The organism is Kitasatospora sp. NPDC001683, assembly GCF_053596495.1.
In genome coordinates this window covers 1-20,300 of the sequence record NZ_JBSFGK010000013.1, presented here as the reverse complement: position 1 = coordinate 20,300, position 20,300 = coordinate 1, and the positions used below count along the sequence as shown (strand labels likewise).

16 protein-coding genes are annotated in these 20,300 nt (G+C 70.7%); 8 read left to right on the top strand and 8 right to left on the bottom strand.

The genetic code is table 11. The annotated features are described in order from the left end of the window. The first annotated feature begins 212 nt into the window (after positions 1–212). The 3 genes from adhE to pflA all read left to right on the top strand — a co-directional run bounded on the left by adhE (position 213) and on the right by pflA (position 6,044). Positions 213–2,858 (top strand): bifunctional acetaldehyde-CoA/alcohol dehydrogenase, encoded by a 2,646-nt coding sequence (adhE, locus tag ACWCYO_RS09725; protein WP_449783886.1) that lies wholly within the window; start codon positions 213–215, stop codon positions 2,856–2,858. 31 nt (positions 2,859–2,889) lie between these two features. Continuing rightward, a complete protein-coding gene (gene pflB, locus ACWCYO_RS09720) occupies positions 2,890–5,151 on the top strand; it encodes a formate C-acetyltransferase (RefSeq protein WP_449783885.1) in 2,262 nt (753 codons plus the stop codon). Positions 5,152–5,231: 80 nt separating this feature from the next. Further along, positions 5,232–6,044 (top strand): pyruvate formate-lyase-activating protein, encoded by an 813-nt coding sequence (gene pflA, locus ACWCYO_RS09715; protein WP_449783884.1) that lies wholly within the window; start codon positions 5,232–5,234, stop codon positions 6,042–6,044. 273 nt (positions 6,045–6,317) lie between these two features. On the opposite strand, the gene ACWCYO_RS09710 is transcribed toward pflA, so the two are convergent. The 4 genes from ACWCYO_RS09710 to ACWCYO_RS09695 form a co-directional block, all read right to left on the bottom strand. Further along, positions 6,318–6,944: a hypothetical protein gene (locus tag ACWCYO_RS09710; protein ID WP_270142869.1), complete on the bottom strand. Its 627-nt coding sequence runs from the start codon at positions 6,942–6,944 to the stop codon at positions 6,318–6,320. A 125-nt stretch (positions 6,945–7,069) separates the two neighbouring features. Further along, complete coding sequence (locus ACWCYO_RS09705; protein ID WP_270142867.1) at positions 7,070–8,638, bottom strand: oleate hydratase; 1,569 nt, start codon at positions 8,636–8,638, stop codon at positions 7,070–7,072. A 170-nt stretch (positions 8,639–8,808) separates the two neighbouring features. Continuing rightward, positions 8,809–9,579: an ABC transporter permease subunit gene (locus ACWCYO_RS09700; protein ID WP_449783883.1), complete on the bottom strand. Its 771-nt coding sequence runs from the start codon at positions 9,577–9,579 to the stop codon at positions 8,809–8,811. 47 nt (positions 9,580–9,626) lie between these two features. Beyond that, positions 9,627–10,556, bottom strand: a complete 930-nt coding sequence (locus tag ACWCYO_RS09695; RefSeq protein WP_270142864.1) for an ABC transporter ATP-binding protein — start codon at positions 10,554–10,556, stop codon at positions 9,627–9,629. 239 nt (positions 10,557–10,795) lie between these two features. Between ACWCYO_RS09695 and ACWCYO_RS09690 the strand changes: the two genes are divergently transcribed. The 3 genes from ACWCYO_RS09690 (at position 10,796) to ACWCYO_RS09680 (ending at position 12,622) form a co-directional block, all read left to right on the top strand. Then, positions 10,796–11,242: a universal stress protein gene (locus ACWCYO_RS09690; protein WP_270142863.1), complete on the top strand. Its 447-nt coding sequence runs from the start codon at positions 10,796–10,798 to the stop codon at positions 11,240–11,242. A 115-nt stretch (positions 11,243–11,357) separates the two neighbouring features. After that, on the top strand, positions 11,358–12,032 hold the full coding sequence (locus ACWCYO_RS09685; RefSeq protein WP_449783882.1) for a CBS domain-containing protein: 675 nt from the start codon (positions 11,358–11,360) through the stop codon (positions 12,030–12,032). 299 nt (positions 12,033–12,331) lie between these two features. Beyond that, a complete protein-coding gene (locus ACWCYO_RS09680) occupies positions 12,332–12,622 on the top strand; it encodes an SbtR family transcriptional regulator (RefSeq protein WP_449783881.1) in 291 nt (96 codons plus the stop codon). 160 nt (positions 12,623–12,782) lie between these two features. Here ACWCYO_RS09680 and ACWCYO_RS09675 read toward each other — a convergent pair whose 3' ends face one another. The 4 genes from ACWCYO_RS09675 to ACWCYO_RS09660 all read right to left on the bottom strand — a co-directional run bounded on the left by ACWCYO_RS09675 (position 12,783) and on the right by ACWCYO_RS09660 (position 15,756). Beyond that, entirely contained in the window at positions 12,783–13,727 is a 945-nt protein-coding gene (locus ACWCYO_RS09675) for a hypothetical protein (protein WP_270142858.1), read from the bottom strand. Positions 13,728–13,820: 93 nt separating this feature from the next. Beyond that, positions 13,821–14,255, bottom strand: coding sequence for a hypothetical protein (locus tag ACWCYO_RS09670; RefSeq protein WP_449783880.1), 435 nt, complete (start codon positions 14,253–14,255; stop codon positions 13,821–13,823). Between the two features lie 132 nt (positions 14,256–14,387). Continuing rightward, positions 14,388–15,353 carry a M56 family metallopeptidase gene (locus ACWCYO_RS09665; RefSeq protein ID WP_270142855.1) on the bottom strand — a complete coding sequence of 322 codons (966 nt, stop codon included), beginning with the start codon at positions 15,351–15,353 and terminating at the stop codon, positions 14,388–14,390. 10 nt (positions 15,354–15,363) lie between these two features. Continuing rightward, the gene (locus ACWCYO_RS09660; protein ID WP_270142854.1) at positions 15,364–15,756 is read right to left on the bottom strand and encodes a BlaI/MecI/CopY family transcriptional regulator; all 393 of its coding nucleotides are present in this window, start codon (positions 15,754–15,756) and stop codon (positions 15,364–15,366) included. A gap of 154 nt (positions 15,757–15,910) precedes the next feature. Between ACWCYO_RS09660 and ACWCYO_RS09655 the strand changes: the two genes are divergently transcribed. Together ACWCYO_RS09655 and ACWCYO_RS09650 are read left to right on the top strand one after the other, a co-directional pair. Then, positions 15,911–16,645, top strand: coding sequence for an ABC transporter ATP-binding protein (locus tag ACWCYO_RS09655; protein WP_449783937.1), 735 nt, complete (start codon positions 15,911–15,913; stop codon positions 16,643–16,645). A 3-nt stretch (positions 16,646–16,648) separates the two neighbouring features. Beyond that, positions 16,649–19,201, top strand: a complete 2,553-nt coding sequence (locus tag ACWCYO_RS09650; RefSeq protein ID WP_449783879.1) for an ABC transporter permease — start codon at positions 16,649–16,651, stop codon at positions 19,199–19,201. Positions 19,202–20,300: the final 1,099 nt, after the last annotated feature.

Sequence of the window (20,300 nt, the reverse complement as noted above, 5' to 3'; positions counted from 1 at the left end):
GGACCGACACCCGGTCCTGCCACGGCCACCTGCGTGTGGGCCCCGGGGCGTGGCCGGGCCCGGCAGCCTGTGAACGAGGGACCTTCGGCCCGCAGGTGTACCCCAACGGCCGCCTCCCCGTGGTGCGCCGCTCGGGAAGGCTCTCAGTGGAAGCGCGGGCGACGCCCGCCGGCGCTCGATCCCCGGACGAAGAACCGAAAGGTGGTCCCGCCATGCCCCGCCGCCCGCAGACCGAGGAGCCGGCTCCTCCCGTCCCCGCCCCGGCACCCGCCACCGCCGTCGACGCCTTGGTCGCCGACGCGCTGACGGCTCTTCGGGACTACGCCGACTTCACCCAGGAGCAGGTCGACCACATCGTCAAGAAGGCGTCCCTGGCCGCACTGGCCCAGCACACCGGCCTCGCCGCCCTGGCGGTGGAGGAGACCGGGCGCGGCCTGTTCGAGGACAAGGCCGTGAAGAACGTCTTCGCCTGCGAGAACGTCACCCACGTGATGGCCCGGACGAAAACCGTCGGGGTGGTGCACCGGGACGAGATCGACGGGATCGTGGAGATCGCCGAGCCGGTCGGCGTGGTCGCGGGCATCACCCCGGTCACCAACCCCACCTCCACCACCATCTTCAAGTGCCTGCTGGCGCTGAAGACCCGCAACCCGATCGTGTTCGCCTTCCACCCCGCCGCCCAGCGCTGCTCGGCGGAGGCGGCCCGGATCGTGCGGGACGCGGCGGTGGCGGCCGGAGCGCCGCGCTCCTGCATCCAGTGGATCGAGGAGCCGTCGATGGCGGCCACCCACGCCCTGATGAACCACCCGGACGTGGCCACCATCCTGGCGACGGGCGGCAACGCGATGGTCCGGGCGGCGTACTCCTGCGGCAAGCCGGCCCTCGGCGTCGGCGCCGGCAACGTCCCCGCCTACGTCGAGAGGAGCGCCGACATCCGGCGGGCCGTCAACGACATCGTGCTGTCGAAGACCTTCGACAACGGCATGATCTGCGCCTCCGAGCAGGCCGTCATCCTGGACGCGGAGATCCGCGACGCGGCGCTCGCCGAGTTCCGCACGCTGAAGGCGCACCACGCGAGCGCCGAGGAGAAGTCGCTGCTGGAGCGGTACCTCTTCGGAGCCGGGGACGGGACTTCCTGCGCGGGGGAGCGGCTGAACGCCGACGTGGTGGGCCGCAGCGCCCAGGAGATCGCCGCATCGGCAGGGTTCGAGGTACCGGCAGACACCTCGGTGATCCTGGTGGACGCGGAGCGGGTCGGGCCGACCGAGCCGCTGACCCGGGAGAAGCTCTGCCCGGTGCTGGCCGTGCTGACCGCCTCCTCGCGTTGCGAAGGTGTGGAACTGGCCGCGGCGATGGTGGAGTTCAACGGCCTGGGGCACTCGGCGGCTGTACACACCGAGGACGCGGCGTTCGTCGAGGAGTTCGGTCACGCGGTCAAGGCGTGCCGGATCATCTGGAACGCGCCCAGTTCGCAGGGCGGCATCGGCGACGTCTACAACGCCTTCACCCCCTCGCTGACGCTGGGCTGCGGCTCTTACGGGCACAACTCCGTGGCCGGGAACGTCTCGGCACTGAACCTGCTGAACATCAAGCGGATCGGACGGCGCAACACCAACATGCAGTGGTTCAAGGTCCCGCCGAAGATCTACTTCGAGCGCCACTCGGTCAAGTACCTGGCGAGCATGCCGAACGCCCACCGGATCGTCATCGTCACCGACCGGACCATGGTGGAGATCGGGCACCTCGAACGGATCCGGGGGATCCTGGACCGCCGCCCGGAGCCGGTCGAGGTGCGGGTGGTGGACTTCGTCGAGCCCAATCCGAGCATCGACACCGTGCGGCGGGGCGCCGAGCTGATGAGCGACTTCCGGCCCGACACCATCGTCGCGCTCGGCGGCGGTTCGCCGATGGACGCGGCCAAGGTCATGTGGTTGATGTACGAGCACCCCGAGGTCGAGTTCGCCGACCTGAAGGAGAAGTTCTTCGACATCCGCAAGCGCGCCTTCACCTTCCCCGACCTCGGCGAGAAGGCGAAGCTGGTGTGCATCCCGACCACCTCCGGCACCGGGGCCGAGGTCACCCCGTTCGCGGTCATCACCGACACCGCAACCGGCCAGAAGTACCCGCTCGCCGACTACGCGCTCACCCCGAGCGTGGCCATCGTCGACCCGGCGCTGACCACCCACCTGCCCAAGGACGTCACCGCCGACACCGGCTTCGACGCCCTCACCCACTGCATCGAGACCTACGTCTCCGTCTACGCCAACGACTTCACCGACGGACTCGCCCTCCAGGGCATCCGGCTGATCTTCGACAACCTGGAGCAGGCCGTCACCGACGGCCCGAACAACCCGGCTGCCCGGGAGAAGATGCACAACGCGGGCACCATCGCCGGCATGGCCTTCGGCTCGGCCTTCCTCGGTGTGGTGCACGCCATGGCGCACACCCTGGGCGCCACCTTCCACGTCGCCCACGGCCGGACCAACGCGCTGCTGCTGCCGCACGTCATCCGCTACAACGGCACGGCACCGGCCAAGGTCACCAGCTGGCCCAAGTACCGCAGCTACGTGGCCCCCGAGCGCTACCGGGCGATAGCGAGGATGCTCGGACTGCCTGCCGGCACCCCCGAGCAGGGCGTCGAGTCCCTGGCCGCCGCGGTCGAGGAACTGCGCGACCGGGTGGGCATCCCGCGCTCCTTCAAGGAAGCCGGCGTGGACGAGACGTCCTTCCTGGCCGCCCTGCCACAGCAGGCGATGAACGCCTACGAGGACCAGTGCGCCCCGGCCAACCCCCGGATGCCGCTGCTCACCGACATGCAGCAGCTGATGCGCCAGGCCTATTACGGCGATCAGTCCTGACCACCACCCGAGCGAGAAGGACAGACCGACCATGACCGGACAGCAGCACGGAACCGCGACCGCCTGGCACGGATTCCAGGGCGACCGGTGGCGCGAGACGATCGACGTGCGCGACTTCATCCAGCACAACTACACCCCCTACCAGGGAGACGGCTCGTTCCTGGCCGGGCCCACCGAGCGGACCCTCGCGGTCTGGAAGCAGATCACCGACCGGTTCCCCGAGGAACGTGCGAAGGGGGTGTACGACGTCGCCCACGACATCCCCGCAGGCATCACCGCACACGCGCCCGGATACATCGACCGGGCACGGGAGCTGATCGTCGGACTCCAGACCGACGCCCCGCTCAAGCGCGCGATCATGCCGAACGGCGGCTGGCGGATGGTCGCCGGGGCGCTGAGGACCTACGGCTACCCGGTCGACCCGGACCTGGAGAAGGTGTTCACCGAGTACCGCAAGACCCACAACGACGGCGTCTTCGACGCCTACACGCCCGACATCCTCGCCGCCCGCAAGGCCGGCGTCATCACCGGCCTGCCCGACGCCTACGGCCGCGGCCGGATCATCGGCGACTACCGCCGGGTGCCGCTGTACGGCGTCGACCGGCTGATCGAGGCCAAGCGCGCAGAGAAGGCCGAACTGGACCAGCTGCCGCGAGACCCGTCGCGGCTGGAGGAGACCATTCGGGAGCGCGAGGAACTCGCCGAGCAGATCAAGGCTTTGGGCGAGCTCAAGCAGATGGCCGCGAGCTACGGACACGACGTCTCAGGCCCGGCCACGACCGCCCGCGAGGCGGCCCAGTGGCTCTACTACGCCTATCTGGCCGCCGTGAAGGAGCAGAACGGCGCCGCGATGTCGCTCGGCCGCACCTCCACCTTCCTCGACATCTACCTGCAACGGGACCTCGACGCGGGCCGGTTGACCGAGGAGCAGGCGCAGGAGCTGATCGACGACTTCGTGATCAAGCTGCGGATCGTGCGCTTCCTGCGCACCCCCGAGTACGACGAGCTGTTCTCCGGCGACCCGACCTGGGTCACCGAGTCCATCGGCGGCATCGGCGAGGACGGACGGCCGCTGGTGACCCGCACCTCCTTCCGCTACCTGCAGACCCTCTACAACCTCGGCCCCGCCCCCGAGCCGAATCTGACCGTCTTCTGGTCCACGCAACTCCCGCCAGGGTTCAAGGAGTTCTGCGCCAAGGTGTCCATCGACACCTCCAGCATCCAGTACGAGTCGGACGAACTGATGCGCCCGCGCTTCGGCGACGACACCGCCATCGCCTGCTGCGTCTCCGCGATGGCCGTCGGCAAGCAGATGCAGTTCTTCGGCGCCCGGGTCAACCTCGCCAAGACCCTGCTCTACGCGATCAACGGCGGCCGGGACGAGAAGTCCGGCGCCCAGGTCGGCCCCGAGACGGGCGCGCTCACCGACGAGGTGCTCGACTACGACGCCGTGCTGGCCAAGCTCGACCAGCAGATGGAGTGGCTGGCCGAGACCTACGTCCACGCGCTGGACGTCATCCACTACATGCACGACAAGTACGCCTACGAGCGGATCGAGATGGCGCTGCACGACCGGGACGTCCGCCGCACCATGGCCTGCGGGATAGCCGGGCTCTCGGTGGCCGCAGACTCGCTCTCCGCCATCAAGCACGCGAAGGTCAGGCCCGTGCGGGACGAGACCGGGCTCGCCGTGGACTACCTGATCGAGGGCGATTACCCCGCGTACGGCAACAACGACGACCGGGCCGACTCGATCGCCGTCCGGCTGGTCGAGGAGTTCATGGCGAAGGTGCGCAAGCACCCCACCTACCGAGGCGCCGAGCACACCCAGTCCGTACTGACCATCACCTCCAACGTTGTCTACGGCAGGAAGACCGGCGCCACCCCGGACGGCCGCAAGGCCGGCGAACCGTTCTCCCCGGGCGCCAATCCGATGAACGGACGCGACCGCCACGGATACGTCGCTGCGGCCCTGTCCGTGGCAAAACTCCCCTACCAGCAGGCCGAGGACGGCATCTCGCTCACCAACACCGTCACCCCCGACGCGCTCGGGCGCACGCAGGAGGAGCGGATCGCCAACCTGGTCGGCGTGCTCGACGGGTACACCACCTGCCACGGCTTCCACATGAACGTCAACGTCCTCAACCGCGAGACCCTGCTGGACGCCATGGAACACCCGGAGAACCACCCCCAGTTGACCATCCGGGTCAGCGGCTACGCGGTCAACTTCGTCCGCCTCACCCGCGAGCAGCAGCTCGACGTGATCGGCCGCACCTTCCACGGCGCGCTGTAGCCGCGCCCACCAGCACGCGGTGCCGACACCCTCCCCGACCACGGGTGTCGGCACCGCGCCTTTGCGCAAGGAGAACCGGAATGACCGAAGCCTCCATCCCCGGATCGGCCGGCGTCGCCACACCCCCGTCCTGTCCGCCCGCGGGCAGGACGGGGGTGTGCCCGGTGACCGGCATGCTGCACTCCTGGGACCTGTCGACCGGAGTCGACGGCCCGGGCACGCGCTTCGTCGCCTTCCTGGCAGGCTGCCCACTGCGCTGCCTGTACTGCCACAACCCCGACACCTGGCACCTGCGCGACGGCCGACGCACCACCGCCGACGAGATCGTCCAGGAGGCGGCCAAGTACACCGAGTTCATCCGCGCCAGCGGCGGCGGGGCGACGATCAGCGGTGGCGAGCCGCTGCTCCAGCCGGCTCTCACCGGCGAGCTGCTCCACCGCTTCAAACACGAACTCGGCCTGCACACCGCCCTGGACACCTCCGGCTTCCTCGGTGCCCGCGCCACCGACACGCTGCTCGCCGACACCGACCTCGTCCTGCTCGACATCAAGTCCTGGGACCGCGCGCCCTACCGGCACCTGACCGGGCAGCGACTCGCCCCCACCCTGGACTTCGCCCGCCGGCTGGCCGGCCTCGGCGCAGAGGTCTGGGTCCGCTTCGTCCTCGTTCCAGGGCTCACCGACCTCGCCGAGAACATCGAGGGCGTCGCAGCCTTCACCGCCTCCCTCGGCAACGTCACCCGGGTCGACGTCCTGCCCTTTCACAAGCTCGGCGCTGCCAAGTGGCGCGCGCTCGGCCTGGAGTTCACCCTCGCCGACGCCCCGACACCGACCCGCGACCAGTTGACCGCGGCCCGAGCGGTGTTCGCCGCCCATGGGCTGCACACCGTCTGATCGCGCAAGCCACATTCGCTCCCGGTCGGTCGAGACCCACCCGACCGACCGGGGAGCTTCGTCGTGCTCATGGTGTGTGCCAGTGCTCGGGTAGCGCCGATCCGGGTGGCGGGACGCGCGAGTTGGCCGACGCCGCTGGTCATCGCTGACGGCTTTCCCCGGTGTCTCGGTGCCTGGCCTTGTTCACCGGAACCGGCTCCTGTGAACCCGTGCCAGAGAGAAACGCAGTGGCCGACCGCGATCGTGTCGCGGTCGGCCACTGCGTGCGGTGGGTCAGCGCAGCCAGGGGTGGTCGCGCACGACCGGGAGAGCGGCCCAGCGGCGGCCCAGCCCCCAGCCGTCGCCGGCGGAGGCGGCGGCCAGCACGATCAGCAGCAGGGCGTAGACGAGGTGGTAGTCGGCGACGGGGTTGCTGGAGCCGCTGGCGGCGCCGTTCGCCAGGTGGCGAGCGGGCGGCCACTCGGCGGCCCACATCATGGCCAGCAGCAGGGTCCCGCTCGCCGCCGCGATCCGCAGGCCGATCCCGCCGATGAGGGCGAGGCCGATACCGAGCAGGCCGAGCATGAACAGCCAGTCGGCCCATGCCTGCCCGGCCCAGTGGTGGAAGGTGGACCGGAGCGGGCCGGCCGACACGTGGCTGAGGAAGCCCTTGGTCGGTGAAGCGCCGTTGAGCCACGAGTTGGCGTTCCTGGTGGCGTAGCCGAGGCCGAAGGTCTTGTCGAGGAACGCCCACAGGAACACGAAGCCGAGGCTGACTCGGGCGGCGGCCAGCGCCAGGGCCATGGCTGCGGACGCCGTCGTGCCAGCGACGGCTCGCTCAGCCGGCTGTGCGGTGAGGTGGTGGAGCCTGGCCGTGAAGCGGTGGGGCATCCGGGGGGTGTGGGCGTGGTGGACGGCCATGGTGGGCTCCTCTGCTGGTTCTGCTGCCGGAATGGTGAGTTGGTGATGTGCGAGTGTGCTGGGGTGGCGCGAGGCCGCGGGCGGGCTCGGTGGAGGTCCGGGCCCAGGGCCCGGACCTCCTACCGTCACTTGCGGTGCATGGTGTGCAGGGCCTGGGCCAGGACGTGCGGGTCGTGGTGGCCCTTGTGGACGGCCGGGGGCTGCCGGTCGAGGCCGAGGAGCTGCGCCACGGCGGTCCAGGCGGTGCGCACGGAGTACTCGACGGTGAAGACGACGTCGTCGGGGACCTCGGCGTACTGGCCGATGAAGGCGAGGTTGGTGGAGCCCTCCGGGACGACCGGCGGCCGGTCGCCGTGCCGGCGGACCAGGAACTGGCTGGTGATGTAGGGCATCAGGCAGGGGATGACGGTGGACGCCTCGGCGACGCGCTCCGCGGTGGCGGCGTCCACGGCCAGGTGGTGCAGGACCTCCTGGAGGATCTCCTCCCCGCTGCACTCCCGCATGGGCTTGCGGACGTAGGTGCCGGGCTTGTCGGGGAAGAGCCCGTAGCCCCACCACACGGACACGCCGTCGGGCTGCTGCTGGTAGACCGGCTGGCGGTTGACCACGACGGTGAGCAGCCATGGGGAGTCGGTGAGGGTGAGCAGGCCGCCCCGACCGGTGGCACGGCCGGTGAACGTCTCCATCCAGTCCAGGAAGGCCGGGTCCTTGGCGGTGACGGTGAAGGACTCCCAGGTGGAGTCGGCGACGCTGCGGTCGAACACCTCCGGGCGGCCGAAGTCCTCGCGGCCCCGGGCGAGTCGGTGCCACAGCAGGAAGGAGGAGGGGCTGCGCGAGGTGCGCGGGCCTTCCGGCGGGGCGGTGTGCGAGCCGAGGGTGGAGTCGGCGGTCATCGAGCCGTTGGTGACGAACACCAGGTCCTCCGGGGCAACCGGCAGGTCGGCGTGGGCACCCGTGAAGTGGATGCGCTCGACGCTCGTGCCAGGCCCGGCTCGGAAGGACAGGTCGGTCACCCGGTGGCCGGTGTGGATCCGCACCCCGCGCTCCAGCAGCCAGGCGGTCAGCGGGCGGACGATCGAGTCGTACTGGTTGTAACGGGTGCGGTAGATCCCGGACATGGTCTCGAATTCCGGGAACAGGTGGACGAAGCGCCTGAGGTAGCGGCGGAACTCGATCGCGCTGTGCCAGGGCTCGAAGGCGAAGGTGGTGCACCACATGTACCAGAAGTCGGTGGTGAAGAAGCCCTCGCTGAAGCAGTCGGTGATCCGCTTGCCGTCCAGCATCCGCTCGGGTGTGGCCAGGCAGGCGACCAGCTCCAGGCGGTGGCGCTCGGAGAAGCCCATGGCGTGGCCGTCGCGGATCTCCCCTCCCGCGCCGACCAGTCGGGTGGCGTCGTCCCATGGGGACTCCTCGTGGGAGTTCATGATGTCCTGCGTGGCGGAGATCGCCGGGTCGTCCAGCGACGGGATGCCGGACAGCAGGTCGTACGTGCAGCGGAACTGGGCCTCGAACATCCGCCCGCCGCGCATCGTGTAGCCCGCTTCCGGCGTGCCGCCCGCATCCAGGCTGCCACCGACCTCCTCCTGCTCCTCGAAGACGTGGATGTCGCTGCCGGTGAAGCCGCCGTCGCGGATCAGGAACGCCGCTGCGGAGAGGGCGGCTATGCCGCCGCCGACCAGGTATGCCTTCGCCATTGGAGTTCTCCTCAACTCTGCTGTGCTGCTGTGGTGTTCGGAATCGGTCGGCTGCGGCGGTGCGCCGATCGGGGTGTGGACCCCAGCCTGCTCCCGGCTGAGGTCCGGGTCTGTGGGCCATTGGTCCCGGTGGCGGAACAACGGTCCCGGCAGCTCGGGCAGGTCGGCCGTCAGGGCGACAAGTCGCGGCGCTGCAGCAGCGGGAGCGCGGCGGCGATCCCGGCGGCCCCGACGGCGACCAGGACGGCGAACGAGCCCCAGACGATCGTCCCGTGGGCGAGTGCGTCACCGGGCGTGTAGTAGTGGAACGGGCTCAGGTACCGCAGCGGTGCGACCGGATGCCAGGCCATGGCGATGAAGTTGACGGCGAAGCCGACGGCCCCCAGCCCGATGGTTGCGCCGATCACCTGGGCCCGGTGGCGAGCTGCGGCGGAGACGGCCAGGGCCGGCCCGGACAGGCACAGCGTGAACGCGCAGCCCGTCAGGCCGGCCGCGAGCACGCCGCGCAGCGGGACCGCGTGGTGGATGGCAGGGGAAAGTGCCACGCCACCGGCGACCGCCAGGGTGGCGGCGGCGTTGAGCGCCAGCGAGGCCGCGACCACGGCGAAGGTCCGCTCGGCCAGCAGCCGCAGGCGCGAGACCGGACGGACCATCAGCAGCTCGACGGTGCCGGACTCGACGTCAGCTGCGACCGCCGCTGCCGCGAACGAGCCGATCGCCGTCAGCTGCATGGCGATCCAGAACGGGTGCACCAGACCGGCCCCGAGCAGTCCGGCGTAGCTGGCGATGGAGACATCGCCGGTCGAACCGGAGAACGCCTTCAACGCACCCGGTCCGGCCGGCCCGGAACCGGCGAACAGTTGCGTCGGCGGCACCGCCCGGATGACCGCCACGATCAGTGCCTCGAAGACGACCATGCCCGCCACCAGGAACGCCACCATTCGGCGGCGCCGGTACAGAGCCAGCCAGAACAAGGGGAACCGGGCTCTCACGACCGTACCTCCGCTGCTTCGACATCCTGCCGGTACAGGTCGAGGAACGCCTCGTCCAGCCCGGCCTCCTCCACCGACAGGTCCGCCACCGGCAGCGCGACCAGGAGCTCGCGGAGTCCCGCGACCAACTCCGCCGGCGGGACGAGCAACTGGACCTCGTCCCCGTGCCAGCGCGGTGACCAGCGCTCCGCCGACCCCAGCCCCCGGGCACCCAGTCCGTCGGCCAGCACCAGCCGCACCCGCCTGGCGCGCTCCTGCCGCAGGGTGGACACGGCCCGCACCGCCACCAGCCGCCCCGCCCGCACGAGCGCCACCCGGCCGCAGGCGCGCTGCACCTCGGGCAGCACGTGGCTCGACAGCAGGACCGTACGTCCCGCGTGCGACGCCTCCGCCAGCAGCGCGAAGAAGACCTCCTGGACCAGTGGGTCCAGGCCCTCGGTGGGCTCGTCCAGCACCACCAGCTCGGGATCGTGCTGGAGCGCCTGGACCAGGCCGAGCTTCTGCTTCATACCGCGCGAGTACTCCCGCACCGGCCGGGCCAAGTCGGCGACCGTCAGCCCGAGCCGCTCGCACAGCTCCGCGCGCCGCGACGTCGCGGCGCCCTGAAGGTCGCCGAGCAGTCGCAGCGTCTGAGCACCGGTCAGCTCCGGGTACAGGCGAAGTTCTCCCGGCAGGTAGCCCAGGCGCGGGGCCAGGCGCCGGTGGTCGGCGACCGGGTCCAGGCCCAGCAGCCGGATCCGTCCGGCGCTCGGCCGCAGCAAGCCCACCAGGCAGCGGATGGTGGTGGTCTTCCCGGCGCCGTTGGGGCCCAGGAAGCCGAAGATCTCGCCGCGCCGCACGGCGAGGTCGAGGTGGTCGACACCCGTCTTGCGGCCGTAGTACTTGCTCAGTCCGGCTAGCTCGATGGCCGGCCCCTCGCGCTCCATACCTGCCTCCACATCGCGGCCACTCCTGTGGCGGCTTCGTCTCGCGCACCAACTGCACCGCAATGAGCGAGGCGGTGGCAGGGACTCATGGGCCCTGTTCGGAAGGTCCGTCGGTCCCGAGGCGCGGCAGTCGTCCCGCGCCGGGGCTGAAGGTCCCGCCACAGCGGCCCCCTCGGCCCTTCGCCACCACGCGCCGGTCAGCCGATGGTGGAGATGACCACAACACAGGGAGAAGCACCGTGACCGAGCAGAATGAACCGCAGCACCGGATCGTCGTCGGCGTGGACGGATCCCCGTCCTCGATCGACGCGCTGCGCTGGGCCGTCGACCAGGCCCGCACCCGCGGCGCCGTCATCGAGGCGCTCACCGCCTGGCAGTACCCGGTGTCCACCGGCTGGACCGTGCCGATCCAGGCCGACGAGGACCTCGCCACCCTGATGAGCAAGGTGCTCGACGACGCCATCGCGCAGGTGGCCGGCCCGGAATGCCCGGTCGCGATCCGGCCCCGGGTGCTGGAGGGCGGCGCCGTGTCCTGCCTCCTGGACGCGGCTCGGGGCGCCGACCTCCTGGTCGTCGGCAGCCGAGGCCATGGCGGCTTCGTCGGCGCGCTGCTGGGTTCCGTCAGCGGGCACTGCGTGCAGCACGCGCCGTGCCCCGTCGTCGTGGTCCGCCACACGGCCGTCTGAACACCCGACCGCACGACACCGCCCGTCCGGATCTGAGCCGGGCGCCACACCGCACCCACCACACCCGACCGAGCGGCCCCGGGGCCGCCGGCACCACAGAAGGAGTGAGCCAACCATGCGGCACCGCATCGTGGGAGAACTTATGACCACGGCCGTCGTGCACGTCCGGCCCGACACCGGCTTCAAGGAGATCGCCCGCCTGCTCGCCGAGCACGACATCACCTCGGTGCCCGTCCTGGACCACGAGGAGCGGCCGGTCGGCCTGGTCTCCGAAGCCGACCTGCTGCTCAACGAGGCCGCCCAGGAGGACCCCGCTGGGCTGCTGCTCACCCCGCAGCTGTCGCCCGGTGAGCACACCCGCAGTCAGGCCACCACCGCCGAGGGCCTCATGACCAGCCCGGCGGTGTGCGGGCGGCCCGAGTGGACCGTGGTTGAGGCCGCCCGCCTGATGCAGCGCGAGCACCTCAAGCGCCTGCCCGTCGTCGACGAGGCCGGCCGCCTGGTCGGCATCGTCAGCCGCAGCGACCTGCTGCGCGTCTTCCTCCGCCAGGACCGGGCGATCCGCGAGGAGATCACGCACGAGATTCTCGACCGCACCCTGGGACTCGCCCCGGGTTGCGTCGACGTCCGGGTGAACGAGGGCCGGATCACACTGACCGGCACGGTCGAGCACCGCGCACTGGTGTCGGTCGTGGAGCGCCTGTGCCGGAGCGTGGACGGCGTCATCGACGTGACCAGCAGCCTGGACTTCCGCACGGACGACACCGCCGCCCTCCACCCGGTCCGCTGACCAGGTATGCACCACCCCATCGTTCATACCCATTCACTTCAAGCGGCTGTCGCTGTCGGGCTCCTACAAGCGCCGAACACAGCCAGCACGCCATGACACAGGCCTGACCAGATTTTCTGCGCTCCGTGAATGCAGCCATCCGAATTGCGGGTCTGGCTCCAGAAGCCTTGTACGCAGCGCGATCATCTGGGTGCTTGCTGCCCCGTGGGATGGAGGCTGTGCGATCTATCTGTAGCGACGACTGGCGCAATACCAGGCTGCGCGCTCAACTCGCATCTTCTGCCGACCTGCGAACGGCGGTGACTCCCCCTTCTGCGTTGCTGCGCGACGGTGATCGAACCGCTCATGCCGCCGCGCAGCTCAACGGCCTCGTCCGGGACCTGCTGGCCGAGGGCGCTGCGGCCGGCGATCGCCGGGACGACGTCACCCCGGACGAGCTCGCGAACTACTGTCTCTTCGCTCTCGCTGCCGCGGCCAGTCTCCCGTCACCCGAGTCCGTCCAGCGGCTGGTCGCGGTCACCCTCACCGGCCTACGCGCCGACCCTGCCGGTGCCGGTGAGGCGTTCGGGCATCACCGCCCGGCTCACTGACCGGCCGTTCGGAGATGGCAGGTCCTCGTTGCCGATCATGCGGCCCGTACAGACGGCCCGGCCGTCGGCAATCGTCGCGCACGCCCTGCTGACGTACGACAGCGCCGGCGGTGACGCGGCTCGGGGTGCCGCCGGGAGGGCGGCACCCCGAGCCGTTGGTTCAGCTGACCTTGAGGGTCAGGGCCGCGGTGTGAAGCTGGCCAGCGGTCTGGAACTGCAGGAACAGGCGCCAGTCGCCGGACTGGGGGAACTCGGCGTGGAAGGTGAGGTCCGGGCCGCCGTGGTCGCCGTTGACGGTGGTCTCGGGGTGGAGGTGCGCGAAGGCCAGGTCCCCGGCGTGGAACGCGGTGAGGTGGGCGTAGGTGTCGAGGTAGGGCTGGAGGTCGGTGACCGGCTTGCCGTCCTTGGCGATGCTGACCGTCATCTCGTGGGCCATGTTCGCCATCGGCGAGCCCTTGACGGTGACGGTGTAACCGTCGACCTCGGCCGTGGCCGAGGCGGCGGGCAACTGCTCGGTGGAGGCGGCGCCGTCGACGGTCACGGTACGGGACAGGACCAGCGAGTTGCCCTTGCCGTCGCCGCTGTTCGGGGTGAACGACGTGTACAGCCGCCAGGTACCGGGGGTGAGCGCGGCGAGCGGCGCGGTCCAGGTGCCGTCGGTGGCCATGGTGGGGTGCAGGTGCTGGAAGCCGGTGAGGTCGGAGCGGATGGCGTAGGAGTGCATCTGCTTCGTCTGTTCCACGGCGAAGTCGGTGACCTGCTTGCCGTCCGGGCCGGTGATCGTGAAGGCGTAGTCGGCCTGCTTGCCCGCGGGCACGGTAGTGTCCCTCGTAGTGAGGCGGTAGCCGGCCTGGTTGTCGGACAGGCCGCTGCTGCCCTCCATGCCGGGCGTCGAGCTGTGATCCATGCCCGGCATACCCGGCATGGAGTGCTCGGAGCCGGGCGTCGCGGACGCCGAGGCGGGGGCGGAAGTCGTGCCGTGGTTCATGCCGGACATGTCGTGGTCCATGCCGGAGGAGCCGCAGGCGGTCAGCGCGGCGGTGAGCAGCGCGGCGGTGGCGGCTGCGGCCAGGGCGAGGCGGCGGGGCAGACGGGAGGAGGACATCACAGAGAGCTCTTCCTGGTGGGCACGCCAAAGGGGCGCGGTGTGAACGGGACCGGCGCCGAGACCTCGGGCTGTGAGGTCCGGCGGGCCCCGTCAGGTCCGCGCGACGGACACCAGAAGGAGCAGAGAGCGGCCACCGGTCGGCGGGCCACGGCGGCGCAGCACTGTCGTCAGGGCGCGACGCCAGGCCGGGGCCCAGCCCGCGAGCAGCGCGAGGGCGAGGATCGCGAGCAGCGGCGGCGTGTCGACCGTCAGGCGGTCGTGGGCGGGTGTGGAGACGCAGGAGTCGCTGCCCGTCGCGTCGGCGCCCGCCGCGAGGTGGGCCGCGGGGCCGACAACGGCTGGCGCGGGGGAGGCGTTCGGGTGAGTGTGGGCCTCCGGTGCCATGACGGGGGCCACCATGGCCATGGCCATGGGCTCGTGGCACCCGCCGGTCGAGACCGGGGCGCCGTGCATGAGGAACAGTCCGAGCAGCAGGGCACACACCGCCAGCAGCCGGGCTGTCGCCGGTCGCGCGGTGGTGTGCACTACGGGTCCCTCTCCGGCTCGGGCTGGCGGATATCGTAGGCCGACATCCGCGCCGAACGACGATACCCCGCCCGGACGCGACGTTCCTGAGCGATGGGGCAGGTCCGGCTGAACGTCCTCGTGCCGGGGCCGTCAGCTGCCCGTGGCCGCGTGCTTGGCCAGCTCCAGGAGTGCCTCCAGATCATGAGCGGCCTCGGCCGCGCAGAGGGCGGTCGCGGCGGCGAGGCCGGAGAGCGCGGCGGCGGACCAGATGTGGCGGCGCGGGGCGGGGACGAGCAAAGCGGTGACCCGGCGTGGCACGGGGCCGAGCGTGTTCGGGCGAAGGCGGCCGAGGCGCCCGAGCAGGCCGAGGGCTGCCGCGGGGATGCGGTTGCGGGCACGGGTGCGGCGGGCGGCGAGGGCGGCCTTGCCAACGGTGCGGGCGACCCGTTCGCGGTCGCCGACGGCCGCGGCGGCGCTCTCGTCGGCCCAGCGTTCGACGGTGAAGGTGACGGTCGTGGCCAGTGGCCGCAGCAGCGGGTTCGCGGCGGCGGCGAACTGGGCGAGGGCGACGAACAGGTAATGGTGGTGGGCGAGGTGGGCGCGCTCGTGGGCGAGCAGGATCTGGTGCTCGGCGGGGTCGAGGGCGTCCAGCATGCCGGTGGAGACCACGATGCGGCCGGGAAGTCCGGGTATGGCGTAGGCCTCGGCGGCCGGGTCGTCGACGACGACGAGTTGGTCGCGGCCGGGCAGGCAGGCGGCCTCGCGGGCGGCCTGGGCGAGGGTTCGGGACCGGCGCCAGAGCATGCGGCCCGCCAGCACGGCTGCGGCAGTCAACAGCACGCCGGCGAGCACGGCCACGGAGAACGACGCGGGGTCGTGGTGCTGGGCCGCGTACGGAGACCAGTGGTCCTGGGCGAGCCGGGCCAGGAACGGGATGCGGATCAGGCCGGTGATCGCGAGCATGCCGAGGACCGCCGTGCTCCCGGCGGCCAGCACCAGGGCACCGACGGTCAGCAGCCAGGTCGCCAGGCGGGGCGGCAGCTTCTCGCCGACCGGCCGGGCGACGAGCGCGGCCAGCAACGGGAAGAGCAGTGGCAGGTAGACAGCGACGCGCATCCGGCGGGCCCTATTTGCCGCCGTCCAGCAGCCGGCGAAGGAAGTCCTCGTCGGCGTCGGACAGCTCGTCGACGAAGCGAGTCAGGACGGCCTCGCGGTCGCTGCCGTCGTCCAGGACCCGGCGCATCTTGCGGGCGGCAAGGCCTGAATCGTCGGCGAGGGCGGTGTAGGCGAAGGCCCGGCCGCGCTTGGCGCGCGTGAGCAGGCCCTTGTCGTGCATGCGGGTGAGCGCGGTGACGACGGTGGTGTACGCGAGCCGGGCGTCGACCTGCTCGAGCACCTCGCCCGGGGTCAGCGCCTCGGGGGCCGCCTGTTGCAGGGCCGCGAGGATCTCGGCCTCTAGTTCGCCCTTGCCCCGCCCCGTGGCTGTGGTGGGTTCGTGCACGCCCACGGACTTGGTCACCTCCTGCGCTATCTTCTACATTCAACGTAGAAATTCTACGTTCTCGTAGAAGCTACTGCCTGCCCAGAGTCTGCCATGCCTACGCGACCAAGTGCGTGCCGGGGCAGCGAACCCAGGAGGATGTGCGGTGAGCACAGCAACGTCGCAACAGGCCATCGCGGCCCGCGCCGAGGGCCTGACCAAGGCGTACGGTTCCGGCGAGACCCGGGTCGTGGCGCTGGACTCCGTCGACGTCAGCGTGGAGCGCGGGGAGTTCGTCGCGATCATGGGCCCGTCCGGCTCAGGCAAGTCCACGCTGATGCACTGCCTGGCCGGGCTCGACACCGCCACCGGCGGGCAGATCTTCATCGGAGAGACCGAGATCACCGGGCTGAAGGACAAGAAGCTCACCCAGCTGCGCCGGGACAAGATCGGCTTCATCTTCCAGGCGTTCAACCTGCTGCCCACCCTCACGGCGCTGGAGAACATCACCCTGCCGATGGACATCGCCGGCCGCAAGCCCGAGCAGGCGTGGGTGGACAAGGTGATCGACACCGTCGGCCTGGCCGGGCGACTGAAGCACCGGCCGACCGAGCTGTCCGGCGGCCAGCAGCAGCGCGTGGCGTGCGCCCGTGCGCTGGCGAGCAAGCCGGAGATCATCTTCGCCGACGAGCCGACCGGCAACCTGGACTCCCGCGCGGGTGCCGAGGTGCTCGGCTTCCTGCGCGGCTCGGTGGACGACCTCGGGCAGACCATCGTGATGGTCACCCACGACCCCGTCGCCGCCTCCTACGCCGACCGCGTCCTCTTCCTCGCCGACGGCCGGATCGTCGACGGGCTACTCGACCCGACGGCGGACTCCGTCCTCGACCGGATGCGCAGGTTCGACGGCGCCGGACGGAAGAGCTGACGCATGTTCAAGGCAAGCATCCGCAACTTCCTGGCCCACAAGGGCCGGATGGCGCTGTCCACCCTCGCCGTCCTGTTCGGCGTGGCGTTCGTGTCCGGCACCCTGGTGTTCTCCGACACCATCAACGTCGCGTTCACGAACATCTCCAGCTCGACCGCCGCCGACGTCACGGTCAAGCCGAAGCAGGCCTTCACCCCCGAGGTCGAGGACCGCGGCCTGTCCGGCGAGACCCCGACCCTGCCCGCGAGCGTCGTGGCCAAGGTCGCCGCCGTCCCGGGCATCAAGGCCGCGCACGGCCAGGTGAGCCTGCAGAACCTCACCGTCGTCGACAAGGACAACAAGCCCGTCGGCCCCACCACCGGCGCCCCGACGCTCGGCCAGAACTGGTACGACGACCCGCAGGTCCACCTGGTGCAGGGCCACGCACCGACTCACAGTGGTGAGATCGTCCTCGACCGGGCCAGCGCCCTGCACAAGGGCATCCACCTCGGCGACCCGCTGCACATCCTCACCCCGACCGGCTCCACCCCGGGCACCCTGGTCGGCGTCGTCACCTTCGAGTCCGGCAACCCCGGCGTGACCATGGCCTACGTCGACACCGCCACCGCCCAGAAGCAACTGCTCGGCAAGCCCGACCAGTTCACCGGCATCACGGTCGACACCGCCCCAGGGACCAGCCACACCACCGCCCAGACGGCGATCAAGACCGCGCTCGGCGACGGCTACTCGGTGGCCACCAAGGAACAGCAGGCCGCCACCGCCGCCCAGCAGATCAGCTCCTTCCTCAGCGTCGTGACCATGGCCCTGCTCGGCTTCGCCGGACTCGCCGTGCTGGTCGGGATCTTCCTGATCCTCAACACCTTCTCCATGCTGGTCGCCCAGCGCACCCGCGAACTCGGCCTGCTGCGCGCCCTGGGCGCCGGACGCGGCCAGGTCATGCGCTCGGTCCTCATCGAGGCCCTGCTGCTCGGCGTCATCGGCTCCACCCTCGGCCTCCGGGCCGGCATCGGCCTGGCTGCCGGCCTCAAGTCGCTGATCTCCAGCTTCGGCGTCGACCTCTCCGACACCGCCCTGGTCATCAACCCCGTCACCCCGATCGCCGCCTACGCCGTCGGCGTGATCGTCACGCTGCTCGCCGCCTACCTTCCGGCTCGCCGTGCGGCCCGGATCTCCCCGATGGCCGCGCTGCGCGAAGCGGCAACGCCGCCCGCGCCGAAGCTGGGCCGGCGCACCGCGCTCGGTACCGTGCTGCTCGTGGCGGGCCTGGGTCTGCTGTACAGCGCCGCCACCCACCACGCCACCGTCATCACGGCGGGCGCCCTGCTCGGCGGCGGCATCGTCGCCTCCCTCCTCGCCCTGGTCGTCCTCGGCCCGGCGCTCTCCCGCGTGATCGTCTACGGCCTGGGGGCGCCCTACCCGGCACTCTTCGGCGCGATCGGGCGGATGAGCCGCCTGAACGCGGTGCGCAACCCCCGCCGTACCGGGGCCACCGCAGGCGCGCTGATGATCAGCCTGTCCCTGGTCGGCGCGGTCGCCGTCCTCGCCGCCTCGCTCACCACCTCCGTCAACAAGGATGTCGACAACACCTTCGGCGCCGACTACGTCCTCTCCGGCAACGGCGCCACCCCGATCGGCCACGAGGTCACCGACCACGTCAAGGCCGTCCCCGGCATCCAGGCCGTCACCCGCCAGCGCTACGCCGTCGCCCACCTGAACGGGTTCCAGCTCGTGGTCTCGGGCGTCGACACCAACACGGTCGACCAGGCCGTCAAACCGCAGTACGTCGCGGGCTCCACCGCCGATGTCGCGGCGGGCAAGGTGATGGTCGACCAGACCACCGCCGACGCCGACCACCTGAGCATCGGCTCGCAGGTCGAACTGCACTTCCTGAACGGCAACGTGGGCACCCTCACCGTCGGCGCGATCTCCAAGCCCCCGGCGGGCGCGGGCAAGGACGGCGGCAGCTGGGAGGTCTCCCTCGACACCCTCAACCGCTTCGCCCCCGAGGCCCAGGACTTCGCCCTCTACCTCAACACCGCGCCGGGCGCCGACAAGCAGCACGTCCAGAACGCCCTGGACAGCACTCTCGCGGGCTACCCCCAGGTGACCGTGCAGAACCAGGCCGACTACAAGAAGTCGATCGCCGGCCAGGTCGACACCGTCCTCTACCTGGTCTACGCCCTGCTCGCCCTCGCGATCGTCATCGCCGTCCTCGGCGTCATCAACACCCTCGCCCTCTCGGTGATCGAGCGCACCCGCGAGATCGGCCTCCTGCGGGCCGTCGGCACCTCCCGGGGCCAGGTGGGCCGGATGATCCGCCTGGAGTCCGTACTGATCGCGGTGCACGGCGCCCTGCTCGGCCTGGGCCTGGGTCTGGCCTGGGGAATCGCCGGGCAGAAGGCTCTGACGCTGTATGGGATCACCGCGCTCGGCATCCCGTGGACCACCATTCTCGCGGTGCTCGTCGGAGCGGCCCTGGCCGGACTCGCCGCCGCCGTCCTCCCTGCGATGAAGGCGGCCCGCACCCGGGTCCTCACCGCCATCGCCTCCGCGTAGAGCCACCGGCCGACTTCACACCTCCCCTGGGGGGAGCCGACCGGCACAGCCGCCGCCCGCCGACGGGCGCGCCCCCGAGCGCCCGTCGGCGGGCGGCGGCGTTGTGCGGCTGGGCGGCGACGAAACCCAGCGCAGACCGGAGCGGTCTTCGGAATGCGCCACGGCGAGCACAGAGAATTCCCGTGAGCCCGCAGAGCATCGGGGATTCCGGGATTTACGACGGCTATTCTCTGGCTGGCCTTCGGCCAGGTCGGATTGATTTCGCTCGGCGGTGCTGGACTCCCTTTCCGGCGACTTTCTGGGCGATCCGTGGGAATCGCTGGATCCACGGCCGTAGTGGCGCTACCCTGGAGACATGAACACCACCCGGACCCTCCGTCAAGCCCCTGACCTGGGGACCAGCTGGGGACCGCACGTCATGCGCACTGCCGCACGAGGTGCACGCAGTGCGCTGGTTTGCACGCGCACGACGTGCGGGCGAACGCATTTCAGGCAGGAAAAGGAGAGCCATTCCTGACTGGGGGTCAAGGGATCGCAGATTCAAATCCTGTCGTCCCGACTGGGGTTAGTCCCATTGTCGCAGGTCAGAGGCCGTTTTCTCGTGTTCGCGAGGAAGCGGCCTTCGGTGTTCTCCGGGGCATGCCTCTCACACCCGTCTCACGGTTTCACGGTTCGACGCTGGGGCGGAGGCCGCTTGGCGTCGTGAACTGGTGACCAGCTGCGTTGTTCCTACCTTTATGTCTGCTCTGGCAGTCACAACTATGGTTTCGATGGTTGCTCGCCGTGATCGCAGGCTCAGTCTGACGGGTTCGCACTTGACTCTTTCCGGCGCTGATCAAGTGCGCGCCGACAGGTCCGCGGCTGCCCCAGTGGCGGATAAATCAGGAGGATGAGGCGGCCGCAGCTCAATTCATCACGCGGCTCGATATGCGGGCGCTCCTGGTGCGGCGTCAGGGCGGTTGCCACCGAACCTTCTTCGGCGGCAACCGCAGCAGCAGGTCGTCTCGAAGCTATCGGCTGAACGCCCAGTAATCGTGGGGTCCCGCCCCCCCGCGGGTGGCCCGCCGGTACCCCCCAACCCCGATCTGCGGTGAGACCG